At 40.2% G+C, this 25,388-nt stretch carries 24 protein-coding genes and 1 riboswitch; of the genes, 16 read left to right on the top strand and 8 right to left on the bottom strand.

Translation table 11 applies throughout. The features are described from left to right. Positions 1 to 33: 33 nt before the first annotated feature. From AC0VX1_RS15040 to AC0VX1_RS15015, 6 genes are all read left to right on the top strand, one after another. The gene (locus AC0VX1_RS15040) at positions 34 to 996 is read left to right on the top strand and encodes a YncE family protein (RefSeq protein WP_475467776.1); all 963 of its coding nucleotides are present in this window, start codon (positions 34 to 36) and stop codon (positions 994 to 996) included. A gap of 1 nt (position 997) precedes the next feature. After that, positions 998 to 1,684 carry a response regulator transcription factor gene (locus AC0VX1_RS15035; RefSeq protein WP_034307471.1) on the top strand — a complete coding sequence of 229 codons (687 nt, stop codon included), beginning with the start codon at positions 998 to 1,000 and terminating at the stop codon, positions 1,682 to 1,684. After that, complete coding sequence (locus AC0VX1_RS15030; RefSeq protein WP_475467774.1) at positions 1,681 to 3,096, top strand: sensor histidine kinase; 1,416 nt, start codon at positions 1,681 to 1,683, stop codon at positions 3,094 to 3,096. Before AC0VX1_RS15035 ends, AC0VX1_RS15030 begins: the two co-directional genes overlap by 4 nt. A gap of 19 nt (positions 3,097 to 3,115) precedes the next feature. Then, positions 3,116 to 3,553: a FixH family protein gene (locus AC0VX1_RS15025; RefSeq protein ID WP_063575895.1), complete on the top strand. Its 438-nt coding sequence runs from the start codon at positions 3,116 to 3,118 to the stop codon at positions 3,551 to 3,553. A gap of 463 nt (positions 3,554 to 4,016) precedes the next feature. Then, positions 4,017 to 4,763, top strand: a complete 747-nt coding sequence (locus AC0VX1_RS15020) for a CAP domain-containing protein (RefSeq protein ID WP_475467772.1) — start codon at positions 4,017 to 4,019, stop codon at positions 4,761 to 4,763. 128 nt (positions 4,764 to 4,891) lie between these two features. Then, positions 4,892 to 6,225 (top strand): IS3 family transposase gene (locus AC0VX1_RS15015; protein ID WP_475467770.1). Its coding sequence is split into 2 segments (ribosomal slippage): positions 4,892 to 5,288 and positions 5,288 to 6,225, totalling 1,335 coding nucleotides; the frame shifts between segments, so codons are not numbered across the junction. 204 nt (positions 6,226 to 6,429) lie between these two features. Here AC0VX1_RS15015 and AC0VX1_RS15010 read toward each other — a convergent pair. Continuing rightward, positions 6,430 to 6,897: a hypothetical protein gene (locus AC0VX1_RS15010; protein ID WP_034307462.1), complete on the bottom strand. Its 468-nt coding sequence runs from the start codon at positions 6,895 to 6,897 to the stop codon at positions 6,430 to 6,432. Positions 6,898 to 7,055: 158 nt separating this feature from the next. On the opposite strand from AC0VX1_RS15010, the gene AC0VX1_RS15005 reads away from it, so the two are divergent. Next, positions 7,056 to 7,829, top strand: a complete 774-nt coding sequence (locus AC0VX1_RS15005; RefSeq protein WP_475467768.1) for an SDR family oxidoreductase — start codon at positions 7,056 to 7,058, stop codon at positions 7,827 to 7,829. A gap of 63 nt (positions 7,830 to 7,892) precedes the next feature. On the opposite strand, the gene AC0VX1_RS15000 is transcribed toward AC0VX1_RS15005, so the two are convergent. Further along, entirely contained in the window at positions 7,893 to 9,248 is a 1,356-nt protein-coding gene (locus AC0VX1_RS15000) for an MATE family efflux transporter (RefSeq protein WP_413010780.1), read from the bottom strand. Positions 9,249 to 9,542: 294 nt separating this feature from the next. After that, entirely contained in the window at positions 9,543 to 10,655 is a 1,113-nt protein-coding gene (locus AC0VX1_RS14995; RefSeq protein WP_475467766.1) for a mechanosensitive ion channel family protein, read from the bottom strand. A gap of 192 nt (positions 10,656 to 10,847) precedes the next feature. Between AC0VX1_RS14995 and AC0VX1_RS14990 the strand changes: the two genes are divergently transcribed. Both AC0VX1_RS14990 and AC0VX1_RS14985 read left to right on the top strand, forming a co-directional pair. Next, positions 10,848 to 11,936: an undecaprenyldiphospho-muramoylpentapeptide beta-N-acetylglucosaminyltransferase gene (locus AC0VX1_RS14990; protein ID WP_475467764.1), complete on the top strand. Its 1,089-nt coding sequence runs from the start codon at positions 10,848 to 10,850 to the stop codon at positions 11,934 to 11,936. A 52-nt stretch (positions 11,937 to 11,988) separates the two neighbouring features. Continuing rightward, complete coding sequence (locus AC0VX1_RS14985; protein ID WP_082609322.1) at positions 11,989 to 12,132, top strand: DUF2639 domain-containing protein; 144 nt, start codon at positions 11,989 to 11,991, stop codon at positions 12,130 to 12,132. Positions 12,133 to 12,172: 40 nt separating this feature from the next. Here the strand turns inward: AC0VX1_RS14985 and AC0VX1_RS14980 are convergent, their stop codons facing one another. From AC0VX1_RS14980 to AC0VX1_RS14965, 4 genes are all read right to left on the bottom strand, one after another. Continuing rightward, complete coding sequence (locus tag AC0VX1_RS14980; protein WP_063575899.1) at positions 12,173 to 12,856, bottom strand: LrgB family protein; 684 nt, start codon at positions 12,854 to 12,856, stop codon at positions 12,173 to 12,175. Further along, complete coding sequence (locus AC0VX1_RS14975) at positions 12,831 to 13,223, bottom strand: CidA/LrgA family protein (protein ID WP_413024158.1); 393 nt, start codon at positions 13,221 to 13,223, stop codon at positions 12,831 to 12,833. The genes AC0VX1_RS14980 and AC0VX1_RS14975 overlap by 26 nt, the downstream gene beginning before the upstream one ends. Positions 13,224 to 13,428: 205 nt before the next feature. Continuing rightward, positions 13,429 to 13,983, bottom strand: coding sequence for a GNAT family N-acetyltransferase (locus tag AC0VX1_RS14970; RefSeq protein ID WP_057277357.1), 555 nt, complete (start codon positions 13,981 to 13,983; stop codon positions 13,429 to 13,431). 333 nt (positions 13,984 to 14,316) lie between these two features. Continuing rightward, complete coding sequence (locus tag AC0VX1_RS14965) at positions 14,317 to 15,096, bottom strand: undecaprenyl-diphosphate phosphatase (protein WP_098864283.1); 780 nt, start codon at positions 15,094 to 15,096, stop codon at positions 14,317 to 14,319. A gap of 208 nt (positions 15,097 to 15,304) precedes the next feature. On the opposite strand from AC0VX1_RS14965, the gene AC0VX1_RS14960 reads away from it, so the two are divergent. The 5 genes from AC0VX1_RS14960 (at position 15,305) to dapF (ending at position 20,629) form a co-directional block, all read left to right on the top strand. Then, positions 15,305 to 15,625, top strand: a complete 321-nt coding sequence (locus AC0VX1_RS14960; protein ID WP_057277906.1) for a DUF4870 domain-containing protein — start codon at positions 15,305 to 15,307, stop codon at positions 15,623 to 15,625. Positions 15,626 to 16,543: 918 nt separating this feature from the next. Continuing rightward, the gene (locus AC0VX1_RS14955; RefSeq protein WP_475467761.1) at positions 16,544 to 17,338 is read left to right on the top strand and encodes a hypothetical protein; all 795 of its coding nucleotides are present in this window, start codon (positions 16,544 to 16,546) and stop codon (positions 17,336 to 17,338) included. Positions 17,339 to 17,426: 88 nt separating this feature from the next. Continuing rightward, a complete protein-coding gene (locus tag AC0VX1_RS14950; protein ID WP_048688633.1) occupies positions 17,427 to 17,999 on the top strand; it encodes a beta-class carbonic anhydrase in 573 nt (190 codons plus the stop codon). 156 nt (positions 18,000 to 18,155) lie between these two features. Beyond that, positions 18,156 to 19,457 carry an NCS2 family permease gene (locus tag AC0VX1_RS14945; protein WP_475467758.1) on the top strand — a complete coding sequence of 434 codons (1,302 nt, stop codon included), beginning with the start codon at positions 18,156 to 18,158 and terminating at the stop codon, positions 19,455 to 19,457. Between the two features lie 182 nt (positions 19,458 to 19,639). Next, positions 19,640 to 20,629, top strand: a complete 990-nt coding sequence (gene dapF / locus AC0VX1_RS14940) for a diaminopimelate epimerase (protein WP_475467756.1) — start codon at positions 19,640 to 19,642, stop codon at positions 20,627 to 20,629. A 547-nt stretch (positions 20,630 to 21,176) separates the two neighbouring features. Here dapF and ligD read toward each other — a convergent pair. Next, complete coding sequence (gene ligD, locus AC0VX1_RS14935) at positions 21,177 to 23,024, bottom strand: DNA ligase D (protein WP_475467754.1); 1,848 nt, start codon at positions 23,022 to 23,024, stop codon at positions 21,177 to 21,179. A 150-nt stretch (positions 23,025 to 23,174) separates the two neighbouring features. On the opposite strand from ligD, the gene ku reads away from it, so the two are divergent. Both ku and AC0VX1_RS14925 read left to right on the top strand, forming a co-directional pair. Further along, positions 23,175 to 24,017, top strand: a complete 843-nt coding sequence (gene ku / locus AC0VX1_RS14930) for a non-homologous end joining protein Ku (protein ID WP_048687774.1) — start codon at positions 23,175 to 23,177, stop codon at positions 24,015 to 24,017. Between the two features lie 490 nt (positions 24,018 to 24,507). After that, positions 24,508 to 25,158, top strand: a complete 651-nt coding sequence (locus AC0VX1_RS14925) for an MOSC domain-containing protein (RefSeq protein ID WP_400448105.1) — start codon at positions 24,508 to 24,510, stop codon at positions 25,156 to 25,158. Positions 25,159 to 25,269: 111 nt separating this feature from the next. Next, positions 25,270 to 25,368: riboswitch (SAM riboswitch) on the top strand. The last annotated feature ends 20 nt before the right edge of the window (positions 25,369 to 25,388 follow it).

Genomic DNA, 25,388 nt, shown 5'->3' with positions numbered 1-25,388 from the left:
AATAGATATTTAATGAATAAGGAGCTTAAAATTATGAAGTGGGGCGGGCTTTTTCTTGCCATCGTACTGCTTACGGGGTGTATTAGCGGTAATGCATTTACTAAAATCAATAAAAGTCAATCTTTCCTGGCAACTGTCAATATCAAGGATACCTCACTGACTTTCATAGACGCAAACTATCATGCTTTTGCAAAATGGGATATTTCAGAACCATTTACCGGAGCCCTGCTCCTGGCAGACAAAGATACTATCCTGCTTTATGGAAAAGAGATGGAGAAAGTCCAAGTGTACTCTTTATCTGCAGGAAAACTGATAAACAGTTGGGAAATTGGAAAAGGGATCGTCAATATGCAGTTGTTACGTGATGGAAAAAGCATCGTGGCGGTCAATCAATCGAATCACTCCATTTATTTTTTAAATGCTGATGGGGAGGAACAGGATATTGTCAAGGTTGGTAAAAGCCCCTTGACCGTTCTTCAAGGAGAGCAAGCGAATCGATTATATGTTATTAATTTTGGTGATACCAAATGTTCATTGATAAATCTTGAAACGAAAAAGGTCGATTTCGAATTTCCCGTACATAGTTCCAGCACAGGCACATTATTAAGGGAAGAAAAGGATGAAATATGGATTGGAGGACACGGTGATGGGGATCAAGTGGAAGAAGATCTTTATATTTATTCGGCAAAAACGGGAGAGTTGAAGAAAAAGCTTAAGGCCCCAACCATGCCGATAAAGTTCCTGGAAAATGAGGAAGGGATATTTGTCCTTAGTCATGGGACTAGCTCCTTATATAAATTGAATGATCAATATGAGGAAGTCAAAAGCAAAGTGGTCGGCGTCAACCCCTTTGAAATGGCGAACTTTAATGAAGATGTGGTCGTGGCGGGATATGATAGTGATGAAGTGTATGTAATGGATGCTGAAACAGTCGATGTTAAAAAAACAATCAAAGTCGGCGAAGGTCCATTCCAATTGATGTTGAGGAGTAGATGACATGCATGTTTACACCATTTTAGTCGTGGATGATGAAGAAGATATGCGTAATCTAGTTGAAATGTATTTGCTGAACTCAGGTTATCGATGCCTTCAAGCTGCGAATGGAAAAGAAGCTATAAGTATGGTTGAAACAGAGGAAGTGGATTTAATCCTATTGGATATCATGATGCCAGGTATGGACGGTTTCTCCGTTTGTGAAGAAATTCGCGAAATTGGGGAGATCCCTGTGATATTTGTCAGTGCGAAAGGTGAAGAATGGGATAAGGTGAAAGGGCTGAAGCTTGGCGGCGACGATTATATCGTCAAACCTTTCAATCCAGGAGAATTGGTCGCAAGGGTCGAAGCGGTATTGCGAAGGACAGGGAAATTATCATTGAATGAAGAGAATCAAAACCATGTCCGATTCGGTAAAATTAGCTTGAACTTACAATCCAGAACGGTTTTAGTGGAAGGGAAGCCAATCAATTTAACCTTGAAAGAATTCGAATTGCTGTTATTCCTCATGCGTCATAAAAGCCAGGCACTCAGCCGTGAACAACTGCTTGAAAATGTATGGAGCGGTGAGTATGGAGGATCTTTACGTACTGTGGATACCCATATTAAAACGTTACGAATGAAATTAAGAGCGGCCGATTACATTCAAACCGTCTGGGGAATCGGTTATAAGATAGAGGAAAAGAAATGATCTATGAATGGCGAACCCTTTCTTTTAAATTATGGCTCACCATTATCTCCGCCATCATCCTATCCGTGCTGTTCGCTTACTCCCTTTCTCAATATTATTATAAAAATCTATATGTGGAGAAGCTTAAAACGGATTTAGTCAATGAAGCATCATTGCTAGGGGCGGATTATTCCGGCGGTGAAATCAGCGAGGACTTTAAGCAAAAAGTTGAATGGTTTAACAGTAAGAACGACAGCGAAGTCTTTGTCGTCAATAATCCCAGGGAATTGAGTGCTTGTCTGCCTTTTGAAATCAATTACGATACCCTTATTTCTGAAGAAGAACGGCAAATGCTTTTAGATGGGAAAGCCGTAGAAAAAGAAGGATATGAGAAAAGGTTTGAAAAGAACATCGTAGCGGCGATCATACCTCTGATTGACGAAAATCGCCTCGAAGGTATCATCTATACATATATTCCTGTAGATTCCATTACGGTCTTATTTAAGGAATTTGCTGCAAAATGGTTGGCGGCGGTTCTATTATTTTTGATTGTCGCGATTTTGTTTACTACTAAATGGTTGAAAAAGCTAGTCAGTCCGATTAAGGAAATCGAGACTGCGGCCCATCGTGTCTCAGAGGGGGATTATGACATACACGTCGAGGTAAGGAGTCATGATGAGATAGGTAAACTGGCAATAGCCTTTAATGATATGGCCAATTCCATCCATTTGGAAGAAGAAAGAAAAAAAGAATTTCTAGAAAATGTTGCACATGAGCTCAGAACCCCGCTTAGTTACGTAAAGGGATATACGCAGGCCATATTGGATGGTGTCGTGAAAAATGATGAAGAGCAACGGAAATACCTTCACCTCATTTCAAGGGAGGCTCTTAGGCTGCAGCGGCTTGTGGGAGATCTTATGGACTTATCAAAAATGGAAAGTGCTCCATTCTTGTTAAATAAAACCCCGATTGCCTATGCGCAATTCATTGAAGACGTACTTGTGAAATATGAACCGATAATAAAGGAAAAACAATTGGGCCTGAAGCTAGACCTGGATCCAGACCCGATTATTTTTGGGGATGAAGGAAGGATGGAACAGATTCTACATAACATTTTTGATAATGCCATTCAGTATACGGATTCCGGAGGGGCGATTCATATTACCCTAATTCAGCATAAAGATGATTGCGAACTGCTGGTAACTGACACGGGCAACGGGATTCCGGAAGCGGATCTGCCGTATATCATGAATCGTTTTTACCGTGTGAACAAAGCACGCAGCCGATTTGATGGCGGTTCAGGGCTTGGACTGTCCATTGTCAAAAAATTGGTGGAATTACAAAATGGTAAAATTGAAATAGAAAGCAAGGAAAAAAGGGGAACAACAGTCAGGGTCATCCTGCCGAATATAAAAGAAGAATGGAATTCATAAAAAGGGGATACGTTCAAAAATGAAAAAAATCATGTTATTTTGCATGGCGTTAATTTTTTTGGCTGGATGCGGCAAGAAAGAGGAGATTCCAAAAATGTTAAATGTCGATTTAGCTGTCGATCCAACTCAGGGTAAAGTGAATGAGCCTGTGAAATTTCAGGCAAAAGTAACATATGGGGACGAAGTCGTGACAGATGCGGATGATGTCAGTTTTGAAATTTGGCTTGCGAATAGCGATGACCATGACAAGATAGCAGTAAAACATAAAGGGAACGGTATATATGAACTGGAAAAGGCTTTTGATGAAGAAGGTACCTATTATGTATATGCCCACGTAACGGCAAGGGACATGCACAACATGCCAAAGAAAGAATTCGTAATAGGCAAACCAAGCACTCCCGAACAAAATGGCGGAAAAAAAGAAATGGACGAGATGAATGATGAAGAAATGAAATGATGAAGAACTGAAATGATGAAAGTACCATCAAAATCAAAACAATTCGGGCTTAAATCCGGATTGTTTTTTTATTTGGAAAACTGTTCAAGACGATAGGGGGAAAATGAGGAAATGTCGAAGTGAAACCGAAAAATTTGTAACATAAAAGTAAAGAAAGTCATAATAATTCGGTTAGTAACGATATGTCAACTAAAAGTTATTAGTATTCCATGGAAATGGTTCTATGTAACTACCATTGACAAATAATTGCTGGAAAAATATGAGTATTTATACTGTTGGCAGAAACATAGATAGTTAAAGCATTTCTGCTTGTTTTCTCTGAAACTTGGAACATAATTATATTTTCATTCGCATCCTGTGAATTTGATGGAAATTGATGGTGCCTTTATTACAAAAAGTGCATGTTATGATAATTCCAGAAGCAAAGCACAACAAAAAATGAACATCACAGGAGGAAATACGAATGAAAAAGAAAATGATTATGTCAGCAGCAGCGGCTGCAGCTATTATATTCACAGGAGTAGGAGCTAACCAAGCTGAAGCAGCCAACTGTGATACAGTGAAACAAGTAACTTATAAAACTACGAATAAAGAGGATATGCAAAAAGTCCTTAACCAATACCTAGCTAAATACAATATCACTATTCCTGCAGCGCAGGCACAACAAAAACCAGTTCAACAACCAGTTCAAAAACCAGTTCAAAAACCAGTTCAAAAACCAGCTCAACAAGAAGTTGGAACAACGAACCAATCAAAACCAGCAGCAAAACCTGCAGCACCAGAAGTAACACCTGATAAATCAACTGATAAAAAACCAGAGACAAGCTCTGAATTAAGTGCTTTTGAACAAGAAGTTGTTAAATTAACGAATGCAGAACGTGAAAAACAAGGTTTGGCAGCTCTTAAAATCGACACTGAGTTGAGCAAAGTTGCACGTATCAAGTCTCAAGACATGAAAGATAAAAACTACTTTGACCACAATAGCCCGACTTACGGCTCACCTTTCGATATGATGAAACAATTCGGAATCAGCTATAAAACAGCTGGCGAAAACATCGCACAAGGTCAACAAACACCAGAAGAAGTGGTACAAGCTTGGATGAATAGCCAAGGACACCGTGAAAACATCATGAACCCTAGCTTTACTCATATTGGAGTAGGTTACGTAGAATCTGGTAACTACTGGACTCAACAATTCATCGGAAAATAATAGATTAATAGAAAAGTGCATCCCATTAATGAACTATACCCCGGATAACGGACACACATAAAAAAGTGTCCCTTATCCGGGTTTTTTTATGTTTCAATAGATGTAATGAGTATGGACGGAGGGTTTCTATGAGTAAGAATATATATACTGAATTTCAGATTAAAGAACTTGAAAAGAATCCAAATATCATTAGTGCTTCCGAGCGATCTATTTCCTATAGTCCGGAATTTAAGACAAAAGCTGTTAAGGATTATAAAAAGGGGAAATCCCCCTCTCAAATTTTCATTGACCAGGGATTTAATCTCGAGATAATTGGAAAGAAACAACCTAAACGTTGTCTACAGCGCTGGCGTAGTACCTTTGAAAGGTTTGGTGAGGAAGGTTTCCTTACGGAACGCCGTGGAAAAGGAAGTACAGGACGCCCCACTTCTAAGCCACAGTCTGTAGAGGACCAACTTAGGAAGGCCGAGGCGAGAATCAAATTCCTTGAAGCAGAAAATGACTTCCTAAAAAAGCTGGAGGAGCTAGAAAGGCAGGCTCTGAAAAAGAAATGATTCTAACTGCTGCTGAGAAGTTCTATCTAATTGAAAGGACAATCAGAATACACCAATTAAAGAAGGCTGTTTCCTATCTATGCAAGTTGGCTGGTGTAAGTCGAAGTGGCTACTATGATTGGTTAAAGGCAGCTACTTACCGTGAGCTTCGTGAAGAACAGGATGAATTGGACATAGAATTGATTAGAAATATTTTCATCAGTAAAAAGGAAAAAGTAGGCGCCCTCCAAATCAAAATGATTATGGAGAATGACTACTCGGCGGTAATGAATCATAAAAAAATCAGGCGGTTGATGACAAAATATAATCTCCTAGCGAAAATCAGAAGGGCCAACCCATATCGGAAGATGGCCAAAGCAACCAAGGAGCACCTTACTTGTCCAAACCTCCTTGATCGTGAATTCAATCAGGAGGAGCCAGGCAAGGTCCTGCTTACTGACATTACCTATCTTTATTATGGGAAAGGCCAAAAAGCGTATTTATCCTGCGTAAAAGATGCCGCGACAAAAGAAATCGTTACGTACCATTTATCCACTTCATTAGAAATGGATATCGTTTACGAGACTTTAAGTAAGCTAAAGCAGGCTGTGTGTCACAAGTTCCATCCGAATGCAATCCTTCATTCTGACCAGGGGTTCCATTACACCCATCCGCTATTTCAGCGCAAAGTGAAGGAACTTGGGATAACCCAATCCATGTCCCGCAAGGGAAACTGTTGGGATAATGCGCCAATGGAAAGTTTCTTTGGCCACTTTAAGGATTTGGCAGAATATAAAACATGTACTCATTTAACGGATGTGAAGGAAGAAGTTGATCGAGTTATTGAAGAATATAATGATCATCGTTATCAATGGGGGCTAAAGAAAATGGCCCCGGTACAATACCGGGACCATTTATTAGCCGCTTAGGCACTTTTTTATACTGTCCGTAAAATGGGGCACAGTTCATTAACATGGGGTGCGCTTTTTTTTTTGCGAGAATGGTTCCATTCCATGGGAAAAAATCAATTGTACCATTTATTAGCTCTCTATAATGTACCCCAATCTAAAAAAATTGAACCAAGAAATAACTGGAACCGCACCTTAACATCAGTGAGGTCCCGGTGAAGCCACTTAAATTTCCGATACATCGATTTCTGAATACTGTGTATTGAAACTTTTTTGAAGCCGTATTTCCAATGTTGATTCTTTATATTGGGCTGATGCTCCTTTTTTCTTTACAGGTGCGGGGAGTGTTATGACATGACGATCTGACTCTTCGGGAATCCCCTCGATGATGGATTGGTTAGATGTATGGTAAAGTTTCATTTTCTTTAGCCAAGATTCATCTTGTATTGGAATTCTTACGAAGACATATAAGTGGGTTTCAAATACTTCGGCATGTAAAGGATGTTCAGATCTGGCATTTACTTTTTGTGAGCCGCCATCATTTTGGTTCATCATACCTTGCATATTGTCAGGGATCACTTGTGAAAATACCTTTTCAATGAACGATTGAACATCACTTTGCTGCATATTTTTCATGAATTCCTTTTGGTTAGGGTTATTCTTAAAAGAAAAAAGTGAATTCCAGGGAAACATATTGAATTCCTCTCTCCTGTTTATGGTCTGACAGGTTTATTTGTTATATTTTATGCAGCTAAAGCCCAGAGGTTCTTTTTTATAATTACTAAATTATAGAAAATGGAATAAACTTATGTATAATTAAGTAAAATCCATTAGATAAAGAGGGTAAGCCTGTGGATGAAAAAGTAGCTTTTATTACTGGTGGAGCAACGGGTATCGGCAAAAGGATGGCATTTTCACTCGCGGATAATGGAATGTCCATTATCATTACTTATCGAAAAAGTAAAAAGGCAGCTTTAGCATTAGTGGATGAATTACAGGAACTGTACCATGTTAAGGCAATTGCGATTCAAGGTGACTCGTCAAATGAGGAAGATTGCCGGAATATATTGCAAAAGATTTCGGAGACATTTGGCCATGTTGATATCTTCATTCATAACGCAGGGCCATATATGCATGATCGTAAACCGATGACTGAATATGGCGGCAATGAATGGAAGTACATCATGGACGGGAATTTAAATGGTTTTTTCTATTTTGCGAAGGAACTTATTCCACAAATGCGCAGCAGAAATTGGGGCAGAGTCATTACCTTAGGGTTTGAACGGTGTGAAACTGCACCAGGTTGGATTTATCGTTCTGCTTTTGCCGCTGCAAAGAGCGGCTTGACCTCCTTGACAAGAACCTTGGCTGCGGAAGAAGCTACTCATGGAATCACCGTGAATATGGTTTGTCCTGGTGATATCATAGGGGATTGGAAAGAGAAGGAAATAAGGGTCGCGAGAGCAGAAAAGGATGATACGGTTCCAGTCGGCAGACCGGGGACGGGGGAAGATATAGCGAGGGTCATCACGTTCCTTTGTGATGAAAAATCGGATTTCATTACCGGGAGCATCATACCGGTAACAGGCGGTAAGGATGTTCTTGGGAAAATATATAAAGCCTAGTGATTTAGAATTTGAATTCAGAATGAAAAAAAGTGAGGCTGGTGTAATCCAGCCCCACTTTTTTTATGCCATTTTTTTATATTTTACTCGCTGAATGAACCGTAAGCGAGCAGCCAAGCCTATTGCCCCAAGAGCCAAGCCGGAAATTAAGCCGATCCAATACCCAAAGGCTCCCATATCCGTAAACTTTGCAAAGAAATAGCCAATTGGAAGCCCGAGAATCCAGTAGGAGACCAGTGACATGGCAAATGTAACATTTACATCTTTATATCCACGCAAAATGCCCTGAATAGGTGCCTGCAGGGCGTCCGATATCTGAAAGAAGATGGCATATATTAAAAAATGTGATGTCAGAATCATTACTTCGTGATCTTTAGTGTATAAAAAGGCCACAGGTTCACGGAAGAGGAAGAGGATGGTCGACAAAACGAGTGACATCGTCAAGGCCATCGAAATGCCAATCCAGCTATACTCTTTGGCATCTTTATAACGGGCTGCCCCGATTTCAAATCCAATGACGATCGTCAATGCCATGGATATACTTAGCGGTATCATATAAAGCAGTGACGCAAAATTCATGGCAATCTGGTGTGACGCAATCGTAACGGTATCATACTTACTCATCAAAAGGGTGACAGCCGAAAAAATGCTTGTTTCAAAGAAAATAGCGAGCCCGATGGGTACCCCAATCAATAATAAGGCCTTCCATTCTTTCCATGAAACCCGGAAAAATTCAGTGAAAACCTGATATGTCGAAAATGGGTTTATTTTTATCACGACCAGTATGGCCACCAGGGCAATTAACCAATAGGTAATGGCAGTGGCGTACCCGGAACCGACACCGCCAAGTTCAGGGAATCCAAACTTCCCGTATATTAACAAGTAATTAAAAAGGACGTTTACCGGGAGCGCACATAAGGTAATGATCATGGAAATCCTGGTTTGCCCCAGAGCATCGATGAAAGCCCTCAACGCATTATAAATGAATAAAGGAATGATACCGAGTGAAAGGGCGATCAAATAATCATGAGCCACCATGTGGACACTATCTTCAAGGTCCATGGCATTCAATACGGGGTTCAAAGAAAATGCTCCAATGATTAAAATGATCAATGCTAAAGCCACAGCTAAATAAATGGCCTGCATCACGGAATAGGAAACGGATTTGGACTGCCTGGAACCCACCAGCTGTGAAACCACCGGTGTTAAGGCAATCAATATCCCGCTCAGCCCCGTGTACACGGGTGTCCATAGCGAACTGCCGATGGAGACGCCAGCAACGTCCTGAGTGCTGTATTGCCCCGACATCATCACATCAAAAAAAGTCATGGCATACATGCTGATTTGGGTGATCAGGATAGGTATCAATATATAAAATAACAGGCGGATCTTTTGTGATTTAGTATAAGTCTGATTCATCAAAGTACCTCAATATCAATATTTGGAATTTTCAACACAATGAAAGAATTATATCACATAAGCATGTGATATTTTAAGAATTTTTATTTGATGCAAAAAAGACTTGCCGTTTAGGGCAAGTCTCAGTTTGTAGATAAATCCGATATTTAATTAAGACTGCCTACATTTTTTTAGGCAGTATAAAATATGAACGTTGATTTCCACCAGGCACTCGCTTTCCGCAGGCGTTCCCGCAGGAGTCTCGAACACCCGCTCCAATCAACTTTGTTAAAAATTCAGATGGAACCCCTTTTGTCAGTCACGCATGGATTCAAAATCATTCATGGCTTCCGTATCTGAGTCTTTTTGAAGAATGAATGCCTGTGAAGGAATGGCAATTTGTACTCCTTCATGTTCCAATATCTCCATTATTTTAAAGTTCACATCTTCTTTGATTGATAAATATCCTCCAAAGTCCGTGGCTTTCGTGAAGAAATATAGATAAAGGTTGAAACCGGAATGACTGAACTCATCAAATTTAACCAAAATCGTTTCCGGATGTACTTCAGGATGATCAATAAGCATTCTTTCAATGTCTTTAATGACATTTTCCAATTTTTCTTTTGGTGTTGTGACATTAACACCCAAATGGAAGGCGATCTGTCTTTTTCCCATCTTGGACCAGTTGATGATCGGTTCATTCGAAAGGGTCGCATTTGGGACTGTAACTAAAGCTTGGGCAAAAGTCCGAACTTTAGTGCTTCGGAATGTGATGTCTTCAATGGTTCCCTCCACGCTTGGAGTTTTGACCCAATCTCCTATGGTAAAAGGTTTTTCGGTAACGATGACGATACCCCCGAAGAAATTGCTGACGGTATCTTTAGCGGCAAGTGCGAAAGCCAATCCACCCAAACCAAGCCCAGCAACAAATCCATCGACATTGAATCCCCATTCTTCCGCGATGATGGAGGCACCAAAAGCAATGATGATTATGTTTGTGATTTTCGTAAAGAACGGCATGACGATTTGATCGACTTCAAGTCCGAATTTACTTACTAATTTCGGAAATAAAATGGTTAAGATCGAACTGATGTTGAAAATCGTCCAAAAGAATAAGAAGACAAAAAACGACCTGTATATTTTCGATCTGAGTTCAATCGAAGGTGAGTCGATCGGAAAGTAGTGCAGTGAAATGATAACCCCAATCAAAACGATAAGCCATCTTACTGGCTGTTCTATTGCGAGCATTAAGTTGGCGGCAAATTCAACTTTACGTTTTTCTGCAATCCGTAGAAAGAACTTGAATATATATGTAGTAAATACTTTCCGAAGCAAAAGGAAGATTAGAAAAATGCCTATGGAAATTCCTAATTTGGTCCAGGCTTCGATTCCATCAAATTGATTGAGTGATTCAGAAACTTCTTGCAATGTATTACTCCTCCATTGTATCTTGTAGTATTGTAGAATACTAAGATTATAATATATCCATGCTGAAAAAGGAAAAATAATCGATGATTACATACATCATGGGGGATTTCGGTTCACTGAATACTTTTTCAAGTTATTAATGGCAAGGATATATGGTAATATGGATGCAAAGTGATTTTTTAAGTTTGGAAGGTGGAAATATTGACTAAGAAAATAGTATTTACCGGAGGCGGTTCTGCCGGTCATGTATCTGTTAATGCAGCAATCATCCCGGAATTTTTAAAGCATGATTGGGATGTTACTTATATTGGTTCAAAAAAAGGCATTGAAAAAAATATCATCGAAACGGAATTTCCCGAGGTCCGTTATGAAACGATTTCCGTTGGGAAATTCCGGCGTTACCTATCTGTTGAAAATATGAAAGATCCTTTCCGGGTCATAAAAGGGATTTTTGATGCACGAAAAATATTAAAAAAGACCAAGCCTGATTTCATTTTTTCTAAAGGTGGTTTCGTTTCGGTTCCAGTCGTTTTGGCAGGCAGGATGCTTAGGATTCCGATTGCCATACATGAATCGGATTATACGCCTGGTCTGGCTAATAAGATCGCGATGCCACTTGCATCGAAAATTTTCACTACCTTCCAAGAAACGGAAAAAGAACTTCCAAAAGAGAAGGCCATGTATCTTGGCGCTGTATTACGCGATGGCATTTTTACGGGAAACGCTTCTGCTGGTAAAGCATTTTGTGGATTCACGAAAAACAAACCGGTGTTACTCGTTATGGGCGGAAGCCTTGGGGCCGTTAAAATCAATAATTTAATTACAGATAACCTTGATGCCTTATTAAAGGATTATCAGATTATACACATTTGCGGGAAGGGAAATGTGAAAACCGAATTGAAACAAAGGGGATATGCTCCTTTTGAATTCGTGCACGAAGAATTATTCGATCTTTTGGCGGCTGCCGATGTCGTTGTGTCAAGGGCTGGTTCAAATTCTATCTTTGAATTCCTTGGTTTGCAAAAGCCGATGCTGCTTATCCCTCTAAGTGCCAATGCATCCCGGGGAGATCAAATCCTGAATGCGTCAAGTTTTGAAAAACAGGGTTTTTGTAAAGTCCTCCAAGAAGAAGAGCTGAATGATCGGATTTTTAATACTACATTAGGGGATTTATTGAAAAAATCGGATGAATATCAAGAGAAGATGCGTCAAAAACGGCCATTCAAAACGGCAGCTGAAATGTATGAATTACTGCTTAAAGTAATGGCTGCAAAAAAATAAGTATCATTTCCCTCTATGCAGCATATCTTTTTCGAACAGAGGAGGGGGTAGAATGGCTTATGAGTATTCCAAAGGATGGTTCATTCAGCAGCTAAAAGCCGCAGGGATTAGCTATCATCCAATTGAAAAAAGAAAGCTGGAGCTGTATAAGACTTATATTCTAAGGCGTTTATACGAGGATCTGCAAAAAAAATAATCATAAAAAGAACCGCAACGCGTTGACGTTGCGGTTCTTTTTATAGGAAATTACTTATAAAAGGAAAGAAACAGGAAATGAGGATACCTGCGATAGCCATTGCCGCACCTGCGACAGCCCCGGTAAACTCACTTTCCTGGGCAGCTTGAGCGGTTCCAAGTCCATGGGCGATCGTACCATAGGCGATACCACGTGCGAAGGGCATTGTAATGTTTAGTTTATCCATCATTTTTGGAGCGATCATCGTACCCAGCACCCCTGTCAAAATGACGAAGGCAGCTGATATATTAGAATTCCCGCCATAAAGTTCCGTGATTTCAACCGCGATTGGCACTGTAATGGATTTAACCGCCAATCCTTGGAATATGAATGGTGGAAGTGAAAATGCTTTAGCGATGGCGAAGGCAATGATCAATGTGACAAGGAGACCAAAAATCATCCCGCTAATAGCCGGCATTGCATATTTAACGATTATTTTTCTGTTTTTATAAAGTGGTACGGCCAGAGCAACGGTAGCTGGTCCCAGGAAATAGGTAATGATGTCTTTTCCAGGTGAATAATCCTCGAAGTCCAAACCGCTGATCAGCAGTACGAGAATAATTGTAACCGTACTGAAAAATACGGGCGTCGTAAAAGGGGATGGGTGTTTAGCATATATTTTCCTTCCGATGAAATAGGCAAGGATGGTTATCAAGATGCTATATGTTGTGATGAACGCTGTCATGCTGTTTAACCTCTCCTCTGTTGGATAGCTTCTGAACGGTCCATGCTGAAACGATGAATCCAAATATCAGGCTTATACCTAAGGTAAGTGCCAAAGGCAAACCGAATTCAATGAAAAGCCATCCCATGGTCATTAAGCTGATTGAAATGGGAATGAAGAAAAAGGCTAGGTGCTTTACCAAAAATCCTGATGTAAGTTCAATCCATTCGACTTTTATGACCTTCGTCTGTAATAAACCGAATAACAGAATCATGCCGATGACGTTACCTGGTATAGGTAAGTGAAGTAAATTGGCTAAATAATAGCCAAGCTTGCAAATGATGAGCAGGAAGATAAGCTGCACGATAAAAGCAAATATTTTTCTCATGATTAAGTCCTTTCAATGACGCTTTGAATATATTATTGAATTGGTCAATTGTATTCATTATAAAAAAATATCCCTAAAAAGAATAGGGATTTGCAGCAATCTATGTTTAACATCCTGTGAAACTGGAAAAAAGAGCTTTCCAGGTATGGAAGCTCCGGCCATTATATGAAAGGATAAACAAAGCATAATTGAAATGTTCTTCGCTCTATGCTTCAAGTAACTGCTGTTCGTCATCATCATGCTGTCTAAGGATATGAAAGGTGTATAAATCTTTAGGGATTTCATACAGATCGTAGATATCTCCCTCATGATTGATCTGATCATAAAGGGATTTTCTTGTTTCGTTGGCAATGACGGCATAGGGAAGCTTTTCTGCGGCTTTTATGGAGCGGATATTTTTTTTGCGAATTCGCATGAAGACCGTTTCCAAACCGAGCTCGAAAAAAAGCTCTTTGAAGAAAGCGTCTTTTGCGATGGCATTATACCCTTTTCCATGATAAGGCTTGCCAAGCCATGTACCTAAGAAACCTGCACCATTTTCAATATCGTATAAAGAAATACAACCGATGGGATTTTCCCATTCATCCAAGATTGTTCGTGAAATGAGTTGCCCAGCATCTTCGGCTTCGATCGTTTGCTTAGTAATGAAAACATATTCTTCATATGAATCTACCTTATGGCGCACGAAAGGGAAGACATCTGGATGCGTCATTTGTTCATAAAGAGAAAAACAATCTGTGAAATCTCTCTTTTTTAACATTTCCGTCCCTCCGTTTGAGGGCAGTTCTTATGCGTAGTCGCTGCCCACCCTCGAAATTTTTCAAGTCGTTCATCAAAAAATTTCGGGGTGGGAATCGAACCCACTAGAACCGGAAACCGGTGGCGCACCATTTGCCTTCCCTATTTTTATTGTCAGAAAGTATGCAAATCTAAAGAACCTTACGAAGGTATAATACTAAAAAAAAAACGCTTTGGGAATAGGTTTTTTGCCTTTTTTTTTCGTCAAATTTCAACTTTTTCTTGAAGGGTGAAATCTTTAGGCAAACGTCTGCATTCTTCCATGAAAAACTGATTGTTTCACCCGTTTTTTTCTTTAAAATTTACCTGTAAATTGCATGAATAAAATGATTGCGCCAAGGGCCCATACATAGATGGAGAATATTTTAAGTGAACGCTTTTTTAAGAAATCGATCATCCATACTACAGCTATATAACCAAAGATTGCTGCTGACAGGGTCCCGACGAAAAGCGCAGTGAGTGGAAGCCGTTCAACTTCTCCTGTAAAAATCGGTTTCATCTGAAATACGATGCCCCCCGTAATGGCAGGAATGGAAAGCAAAAAGGAAAAATAGGCTGCAGTGGCCCTATCCAGCCTGCAGAAGAGGCCAGCTGCTATCGTTAAGCCGGAGCGCGAAAGAGCGGGCATGATGGCAGCAGCTTGGAAAGTACCGATGATCAGCGCGTCTTTAATCGAAATTTCATTAAGGGATTTGCCGCCTTTTCTTACACCGTCGGCTACCCATAAAATCAGTCCGGTCGCTAAAAATTCCCAGCCTATGGTCACACCTGTTTTTGAAAGGCCGTCAAACCAATCACCAAGTAAAATGCCGGCAATCACGGCAGGAATCGTCCCAGCAATGAGAAGCAGAGTCATTTTGGAGAAAGGATTTTTCAAAATGGCAATTATGTCCTTCTTATAAACGACCAATAATGCCAGCAAGGTTCCGATGTGGAGCATGGTATCCAGAAAAATGCCCGCCTCGTCAAGGTGGAAAATATGCCGACCTAAATATAAATGTCCAGTGCTTGAAATAGGTAAAAACTCAGTCAAGCCTTGAATGATCCCAAGGATGAAGGCTTGAAATTCATTCAGCAAAAAAACATCACTCCATTCTAGAAGGTATAGGACAATCCATTATTTAAACTGTATGCACAAGACGGATGAACATGTCCGGATTTTAGTGGTGATATCAAGAAAAGGCAGTCCAGATTTACCTTCTTTCGAATATAATGAGAGGAAAAATGAAACTATTTTTCATTTGATTCGTAAATATTTATATGAGAAAGGAGGAGAAGACACTATGCCTAGTAAAGATGAAAGAGTGTTTGCTGCCCTTATTTATGTGATCAGCTTTTTTACAGCATTTATCGGTCCTTTGGTGATTTGGTTATTGAAGAAGGACTCGTCACAATTTGTGGATTACCACGGAAGGGAATATTTGAATTTTTTCATTTCCTACACCGTGTATTCAATAGTCGCAGGGATACTCACTATAGTATTGGTTGGATTCTTGCTATTGCCGGTAATCGGGATAGCTTTAGTCGTATTCACCATCATTGCTGCTGTTAGGGCTTACGAAGGAACGGATTATCGATTCCCGTTGATTTTCAGGATATTATAGAATGATGTAAAAGAATTCCGTTCATTCGGAGTCCTTTGAGAACTGCAGGCAAACTCGAAGAAAAGCGAGTTTGTCTGCTGTTTTTTATTTGAAAAACGTTCCAGTGGATTTCAGAAATCCGCTCCCTTTCCGCCGACTGTCTGCCAAGCCTCCTCGACGCAAGCGTCTGTGGGGTCTCGGCTAGCCGGTTTTTCGCCAGGAGTGTCGCATATTTCTTCCATCCATTAAGGAGTACAGGGAAAAACATAAAAGATAAACTAGTCTTAAATAGGGTTCGGAATAAGACGAACCTGCAGTTTTTTCTTTTAATAATTCCAGTGGATTTCAGAAATCCGCTCCCTTTCCGCCGACTGTCTGCCAAGCCTCCTCGACGCAAGCGTCTGTGGGGTCTCGGCTAGCCAGTTTTTCGGCAGGAGTGTCGCATATTTCTTCCATCCATTAAGGAGTACAGGGAAAAACATGAAAGATAAACTAGTCTTAAATAGGGTTCGGAATAAGACGAACCTGCAGTTGTTTCTTTTAATAATTCCAGTGGATTTCAGAAATCCGCTCCCTTTCCCCCGACTTTCTGCCAAGCCTCCTCGACGCAAGCGTCTGTGGGGTCTCGGCTAGCCAGTTTTTCGGCAGGAGTGTCGCAAATTTCCTTCAATCCAAAAAGGAAAACAGTAAAAAGACATTAAGAAAAATCTAGTGCTACAATAGGATTCCGTTCAATGCAGAGTCCTTTTTTATTTGGACCGTGTTGGGAATTGCCCTTCATTAAAAAGGGAATAGATCACATTAAAGCGAATAAAGTATTATGATAACTGCTTCCCTGCACATTTAGGAAGCGGATCCGGGCGGATTGTGGTATTGCTAATCAATGGCCGCATTAAAGGCGGTAATCTTTCTTGTAAGGAGTGAGGAGCAAAGCGGGATATGAATATACGTGAATATTATCAGAAAACGAGCAATTCAAATTTTCATGCATCTTGGGTATCTCTTGTTTTGGCCGTTGTTTTTTTCATTTGCCATATTTTTGCGATGATTCCGGGCAATATATTATTGATAACTTCTCCTTTTATTTTCTTTAGCATTGCTCAATTTGTCAGTCATCGTATATATGAAAATAGAATGAAGGAATTGCCTGAAGAACATATCGGGACGAATGCCGGGTTATTAAAAAATGAACATGTTTTATTGACTTTTATGCCAGCACCGACTTTGCGACTGCTTCTCTTTGCGCCCGATGGGTCACTAATGGGCGAGGTACGTGATTTGAATATGAGGTGGTTCATGTGGATGATTCCCAATTTCTTGTCGATGCTAATGGCCAAGCGATATGAACTGGTGGACCATGAGGGGCGTTTGCTGGCTAAGTACCATATCAAAAGGGGGCTTTTCAATAAAATGACGATCCTGGATGATCAGGGCGGCATTATTGGATCGTATCAAGAAAATCGGTCATTCGTGAAGGTAAATGGAATGATCTATAAGGAAGATGGTACGGAATGGATGCAAATTGAAACTCCGGGAAGTGTAAATTCTTTCGAGATTGCCACAAAAGACGGGGAAAAGATCGCTTCATACCAAGAAGGCTGGATGCCTTTGGAGTGGGGGAAACGATTCAAGACTAATACACCCATACTTTCTTTTTCATCAAATGTTGCTGAAATTCCTAAAATCATTGTCTTTGGGTTCTGTGCAGCCACGCTGAATCATCGTTCAAATTGACTACGGTTCCCCTTTAGCAAATCTTTTAAATACCTGATATAATAATAGGAGATACATAGATTAAATACATAATAAAAAGGTGGTAACTATGAGTTTACTTAATGAGATTCTGGATTATAATGAACAGTTTGTAGAAAAAGGTGAATATGTTAAGTATAGGACGGATAAGTTTCCTGAGAAACGTATGGTCATCATAAGCTGTATGGACACTCGGCTCGTTGAACTATTGCCAAAATCCTTGAATGTCAAAAATGGTGATGTCAAAATCCTGAAGACTGCCGGGGCAATCGTCTCCCACCCATTCGGCAGTGTCATGCGGAGTATCCTTGTTGCTATTTATGAGCTAAAGGCAGATGAAGTATTGGTCATACCTCACCATGACTGCGGGATGGCATCAGTCGATGCCGATGCTGTAATGGACAAGATGATCGAACGTGATATACCGAAGAGCACCATCGATACACTGGGAGCTGCAGGAATCGATATCCGCAGTTGGCTTCGCGGATTTGATGATGTTTATGAAAGTTGTAAGAACAGCGTCGAAGTGATTAAAGGACATCCATTGATTCCTAAAAATATTCCTGTGCATGGTCTAATCATTTCGCCTGATACAGGGAAGCTGGAATTGGTAGTAGATGGGTATTCGCAAGAACAAAAATAATATATTCATCGAGGCTGTCGGGAGCATTTCCGACAGTTTTTTTCAAATTTTTATCATTGCTATTTATTTTTATCCTTTTTTTTGTTAAAATCGCCAAGTGTAGTTTGTCACTAATACAAACGGGTGGGCGAGGGATAAATTTGATAAGGATACAACATGAAGAAATTAAACTTGGAAACGTTTTTTCATTTTTCCGACTATGGAACGAATGGAAAACGTGAAATCCTTGCTGGAGTGGTCGGCTATTTTACGATAGTCTATATTCTCATCGTGAATTCCCTGATTTTATCGGAAGCGGGTATACCGATTAATGGTGCAGTGATTGCCACGATTCTTTTATCTGCTTTAAGCTGTGTCATGATAGGATTTTGGGCGAATGTCCCAATCCTTCTCGTTCCAGGAATGGGCGTCAATGCCCTATTTGCTTATACCATGGTTCAAGGAATGGGTCTATCATGGAAATCGGCTCTTGGTGCTGTGTTTGTCTCAGGGGTAATTTTTGTAATCATCGCTTTTACAAAATACTCCAAAATCATCAGTGATTCGATTCCAAGTTCGATAAAAGAAGCCATATCTGTTGGTCTTGGCTTATTCTTGATGCTGATCGGACTTGAAAAGGGCGGGATCATCACAAGAGGTTCATCATCAATCGTCGCACTGGGAGATTTAAGCGATCCAGCGGTGTTTGCAACGGTGTTGACCTTTTTACTGGCAATCACGCTGTTCATCAAGAATATCCCCGGTAATTTCATGATAACCATCCTGGCAGGCAGCCTTATTGCCTATTGGTTCGGGACGGTTCAACTATCGGAAATCCATTTTTCAGGCATTAACACAGCTTCCTACGGCGATCTCTTCTTTTCATTATCGTTCTTGGAAGCGAACCGGATTGAATTCTGGATAAGTGTATTTGCGATGACGATGGTTCTTGTTTTTGAAAATATTGGTCTTGTACACGGGCATGTAGACAGTATCAACCGCCAGGATGCCTATAAAAAGTCGCTGCAGGCGACAAGTGTGTCCGTTCTATTATCAGGCTTATTCGGTTCGAGTCCTACCGTCGCAACAGTAGAAACGGCAGCAGGAATCGCATCAGGAGGCAGGACTGGTCTTACTTCAGTGGTGACGGGCGTGCTATTCATCCTATCACTGTTATTTATACCGGTGATTAAAGTGATCCCTGATAGCGCCATTGCCCCCATCTTGATTATCATTGGCATTTTGATGCTCGGAAACATAAAAAAGCTGAATTTCAGTGATTTAACCGAGAGCATACCTGCAATCATGATCATCACGATCATTCCTTTCACATACAGTATTGCCGATGGAATGGCATTCGGTTTCATCCTGTACCCATTCTTGAAGCTTGTAACCGGAAAAGCGAGAGAAGTGTCAGCCCCGATGTATGTGAGTGCCGGAATGTTTATCGTCTATTTCATCATTGGTATGATCGGTTAAAATTCAAAAGAGCGGTTGGAATGAGTTAATTCTTATTCCAACCGCTCTTCTTATTGGTTTTTTCGTCGAAAAAAATGGATTTAATGTGATTTACGCGATGACACATCCATCTTCAAAATGCTATGATATAGAATATTAAAAAAATGATAAATGACAAGCAGCATATTAGAGGATGTGACAGGATGATTATTGAAGGTTTAAAAAGCCATGGTTCAGGAAATGATTTCTTGATAATTGATGAATTGACTACGACCCTGACGTTTACGGAAGAAGAGCGGAAAAATTTCGCGAAGGCCCTATGCAATCGGGAGAGGCTCGGAGCGGATGGTATTTTGTTCGTAATGAAAAGTGAACATGCTGATTGCCGGATGCGTGTCTTTAATGCGGATGGATCGGAAGCCTCGATGTGCGGCAACGGACTTCGCTGTGTTGCACGTTACGCGAACGACGTTCTGGGGCTAGATAAAATGATCGTGGAAACCATGAAGGCAAATTTACTAGTCGAAAAAACGGAAGATATTTATGAGGGCATTCCGACTTTCAAGGTGGAAATTTCACCGGTAAGTTTTAATGTGAAGGATCTACCTCTTGTATTGGCTAAAGAACAGCTGCAAAACGAAACATTGCCGGAACTGCATGATACCCTTTTATTTTCGGCATTGGCGGTTCCAAATCCACATTTGATCACACTTGTCGATAGTGATGTTTTACAAAGTGATTTGCAGGAAAAACTTTCAACAAAGGTCAATCAACCGAATGAACTTTTCCCTGATGGTGTCAATGTCAGCTTTGTGAAAGAGTTGGAACCAGGGAGCATTTATGTGCGGACATTCGAACGTGGAGTAGGCTTCACGAATGCATGTGGAACGGCGATGTCGGCTTCTAGCCTAGTAACATGCTCTGTTGGGTTAAACGCGTTGGAAAGTGAAATATCTGTCTACAATAACGGCGGAAAAGTTAAATGCGTAGTCCACCATGATGTAGAAAGCCAAACGTATTCAATTGATTTAATCGGGAATGCAACCTATGAATTCAAAGTATCGATTGAAATGGACTTAGATCAACCTGAAAAATTTGAAATGCTTGAAAAAGAGGATTTTGAATTGGAAACAAGCTTATATGCCAAGCTGCAGGATGAAGTGCAAAGTTATTTGAGAACAAAATTATTATGAAATTTTTAAACTGCAGGCGAACTCGAAAAAACGAGTTTTCCTGCAGTTTTCTTATTTGAAAAAAGTTGCAGTTGATTTCAAAGATCCGCTCGCTTTCAGCTGACTGTCTGCCAAGCCTCCTCGGCTAAAAGAACCTGTGGGGTCTCGACTAGCCAGTTATTCGGCAGGAGTGTCGCAAATTTCTTCCATCCATTAAGGGTTACATAAAAAAAACTGAAGGATAAACTAGTCTTAAATAGGTTTCGGAATAAGACGAGCCAGCAGTTTTTTCTTTTAATACACTAAGTTGATTGGAACGGAAGGCGCGAGACTCCTGCGGGAAAAGCGAGTCCAAGGGAGACCCCGCAGGCCAGCGCCGAGGGCGGACCGCCCGGGCAAGCGAGTGCCTGGTGTGGAAATCAACGATCAGAATTACTAACCTTCAAAAATAATGTTCGAGTTAATTTCAGAAGTCCGCTCCCTAACCGCTCGACTGTCTGCCAAGCTGCATCAAAGCAAAAACCGCCCGCGGAAAGCGCGTTTCTAGAGCAACTTTCCATCTTACCAATTAGTTATTGGTCTTTTTTTGTTTTAGGAACGACAATACTTCCAAAAAGGCTGGTCCATTATCCACCAGTCGGTAATCCATAAACGCACACCCGTCCCTTTTTATTCTGTTTGGTATGGTTTCAATCGTAAAGTCCTTTAACTGGAGACTTTCGTTCACTTCCTCCCAAAACAAAGGTGTAGCCACACCAGCGAAAGAATTTCCCCGTGGGGAATAAGGAAGAATGATGGTTTTTCCTTCACTATGCTGCACAAAGTCCAAGTAAAGTCGATTATGCCGATTTATTTTCATTCTTTCCGTTGTAAAATCATTCGGATTGGAACTTGTTAAATAATCACCTAGAAAGTCAGTGAATATGCGAGTCTCCTGATAAGTAAATCTGTCTTCAGGCAGAGGGATGTGAATTTGCAGTCCTTTGTTACCTGAAGTTTTTACAAAAGCTTTAATCCTTAATGATTCCATCACCTTTTTTATTTCCTGTGCAGCCTTTACCGCAAGCGAGAAATATTCGATGGAAGGAGGATCCAAGTCCAGGACGATTTCGTCGGGTCTTGTTTTACCGGCTTTCTGAAATGGGGCATGAAATTCCAATGCAAGTTGATTACCAAACCAAAGGAGAGTTTCAATGTCGTTACACAGCATATACTCGATATCCTCATCCATGAACGTTTTTATAAAGTTCGGCGCATAATCAGGTTTGTTTTTTTGGAAAAATCTTTCTTTATCCAAAGTTCCATGAGGATAGCGGATCGTGGTAAGAAGCTTATCCTTCAAGAAGGGTAAGAAGAAAGCTGAAACCTCCCGTAAATAATGAAGATATTCTACTTTTACCACCTGTTTACCTTCTGTTTTCCAAAGCGGTTTATCCCTGGAAGTTATTTGTACAGTATCTGGAAATGTATATTGGCCTAGCACGAATTTCTCCCAGGTACATTCGTCGGGAGAAGTTTGTAAAAGCCACTGGGAAAACTGAGGTTCACGCAATTCATTTTCCTCATAAACGTGCAAGAATTGAACTTCAATGCAAATGGATGGGTGGATATAAAAAAATTGTGCGTCTTCGTCTGATGCATTTTGCTTGATCAATTGATGCAATATACTTTTATCTCTAGCACTCAGTCCATTTTTGACACTTCCAATTTTCGTTACGGCACCTTCTTTCAATACTGCAAGGGAAACGTAGCCATTTTCTTTGTGCAATGCTGTGATGAAACAAGAAACGGTCTTCCAATTTTTCACCTTAATCCAAGATGTTGTACGTCTTCCTTCTTGCCAAGCACCCCGAGTTTCCTTGGCGACAATCCCTTCGCCATCTAACAAGGTGACCTTATTCAAGGCAATATCCAAAACGTCAAAACTCTCTATTAATTGTATCAAAGCCTTATCGGTGGGATCAGGAGGTATAGGAAGACCGAGTTTTCCCCCCATATTCAACATCAATTCCCTTCGTTCCACCATAGGTTTATCTGCTATGTCTTTTCCGCTGATGCGAAGCAGGTCAAACGCTATAAACCGACACGGGGAAAAACGGGCATTTTCTGAAATTAAGGATAGTTTCCCAAGGCGTCCTCGCCACTGTATTTGAAAAAAGTCCGCTTTCGCCTGATTCGTAAGCCAGACCAATTCTCCATCTAATTGAAGCGGGAGATAACCTTCCAGGTCCAGGTCTTTGATGTAAGCAATGATTTCTGGGAATTGAGGTGATAATTCCTTTTCATTTCGACTCGAAATGCTTATGGTATCGGAGTCTATCGTTAAAATAGCCCTAAAGCCGTCATACTTGACTTCATAACGCCAATCATTGGAGTTGGGGGCTTCAGGGTAATAGGTAGGCAGCATCGGTTTCATTTTTGTATTTACCTCCGCAAATAATTGATAACATTATTTTGCCAAAAAAACGAAGTGTTAGAGTTGGCAATTGTTTTTTCGGTTTTTTTTGAACAAAGGGGAATAATAAAATTGTTCTTCTCATCAAAAATAAGTTATGAGGTGACGAATATGCATACGATGTGGAAGGGGAGCATATCATTCGGTTTGGTGAACATTCCGATCAAACTTCATGCTGCAACGGAGGATAAGGATATATCTTTAAGGACGTTGCATAAGGAATGTCATACACCGATTAAATACGAAAAGGTTTGTCCAGTATGCGAGAAAGAAGTGGGGAAGGATGATATAGTCCGCGCTTTTGAGTATACAAAGGGAAAGTTTGTTGTATTGGAAGACAATGAACTAGAACAACTGAAAAAACAAAACGAAGAAAAAGCCGTGGAAATCGTGGATTTCGTTAAAATTGAAGAAATAGATCCTATTTATTTTAACCGGAGTTATTACATGTCCCCAAATGACGGGGGGATAAAAGCTTATTCCCTTTTGAGGCAGGCCCTCAAGGAATCGAATAAGGTTGGGTTGGCAAAAATCATCATTCGCTCCAAAGAACAAATGGCGGTAATCCGAGTCGTTGATAATACCTTGGTTATGGAAACGATTCATTATCCGGATGAAGTCCGCTCCACAGCGGATGTTCCGAATATCCCTGCCAATGATACCATTGTAAAAAAAGAAATCGATACTGCCGTATTATTGATAGATCAATTAACGACTACTTTCGATCCGACAAAATACACCGATGACTATCGAACCGCGTTACTAGAATTGATTGAATCAAAGAAAACGGGTCAGACGACGATTACAGCGAAAACAAAAGAACCAGTTTCCAACAATGTAACTGATTTAATGGAGGCACTACAAGCATCCATAGACCGTACAAAACATGATGAACCGGAAAAGAAAAAGACGACCCGAAAGAAAGCGGCACCGAAAAAAAAGAAACAAGCGTAAACAGGAAGCTGAGCGGAAGACGGATGATGTCGCTCGGCTTTCTGCTTGTTTTTGCAAGGAATCAGGCTTCTAATAAGATGAAAAGGTCTTGATAAAGAGGGAAGGAAAGTACAAATAGGTGAGTCGATCACGATGCAAGAAACTGAATGGAATTACAGGAAATTAGTGGATATTAACGAAAGCAAAAAAAATTCGCTCCCTAAAGAGCGACAATGAGGAATTCAATCGTGAAAATCAACATATAGGCGAACGGTTGTAGTTTTCGACTATATATTGTGTTCATATTCTACCATATTTAATTCTGAAATAGCAACTAAATTACTGAAACTAACCTATGAATTTTTCTGGAAATCAATGATATTTAGCCCATTAACGCCGCATATGGCTTTTTCATTTCATATACATATAAAAAGGTACTGAATAAAATGGACTTTTAGTATAATTTATACATATAGGACGATATAAATTTAATATGAATGGAAGATGCAAAATGGAAAATGGGAAAATCAAATCACTACATGCGGGGAAGCCGAAACATGAAATTTTTTCGAATATTGATATCTTTTCAGCCATGGATAAACAAGCACAGGATAATTTGAAAGTGACTAAAGCTGGCATAATCGGTGATGGTGTCGGTAATGTAAAGTTCCATGGAGGTCCTGATCGGGCTTTGTGCTTTTACCCATTTGAGCATTATTCATTATGGAATGAAAAATTCTCTAAAGAGCTGGATATCCCTGCATTCGGTGAAAATTTAACTATAGCGGGGATGAAGGAAGAAACAACATATATCGGCGATATTTATCAAATAGGCGATGTGATTGTTCAAATTAACCAAGGGAGGATACCTTGTTCGACCATTTCCCTCTTCAATCAAGAACCTAAGTTTTTGGAACACGTGCTGAAAACGAGTTTCACTGGTTATTTTGCAAGAGTACTTCAAGAAGGAACGATAAATAAACAAAACGAGATTGTGCTGATAGATCGTCTACAAGAAAAAATTTCTGTCCATTACGCAGCAGAGGTCATCCTTCATAAACGGGATGGGCTTGAAGGTGCTAAGGCTATACTTACACTAGACTCGTTAGCGGAAGACTGGAAACAAAGGATCTTGAAGAGGGTTCAAGCAGCAAAAGATTGAATGATTTTTGCAAAAGTGAAAAAAATGTCGATCAGGTATTGAAATTGACAGACTATTAATGTAAATTAAATATAATCAAATTTTGAAATCTTATGAAAATTATATAAATGGATCTTATCGAGAGAGGTGGAGGGACTGGCCCGAAGAAACCTCAGCAACCAGCTTAGGCAAAGGTGCTAAATCCAGCAAGCAGAGCTTGATAGATGAGGAGAATGTTTCAAAAAACCTTC

The sequence above is a fragment of the Peribacillus sp. QJM3NY_7 genome (genome assembly GCF_056173225.1).
This window is presented reverse-complemented; position numbering and strand designations above follow the sequence as displayed.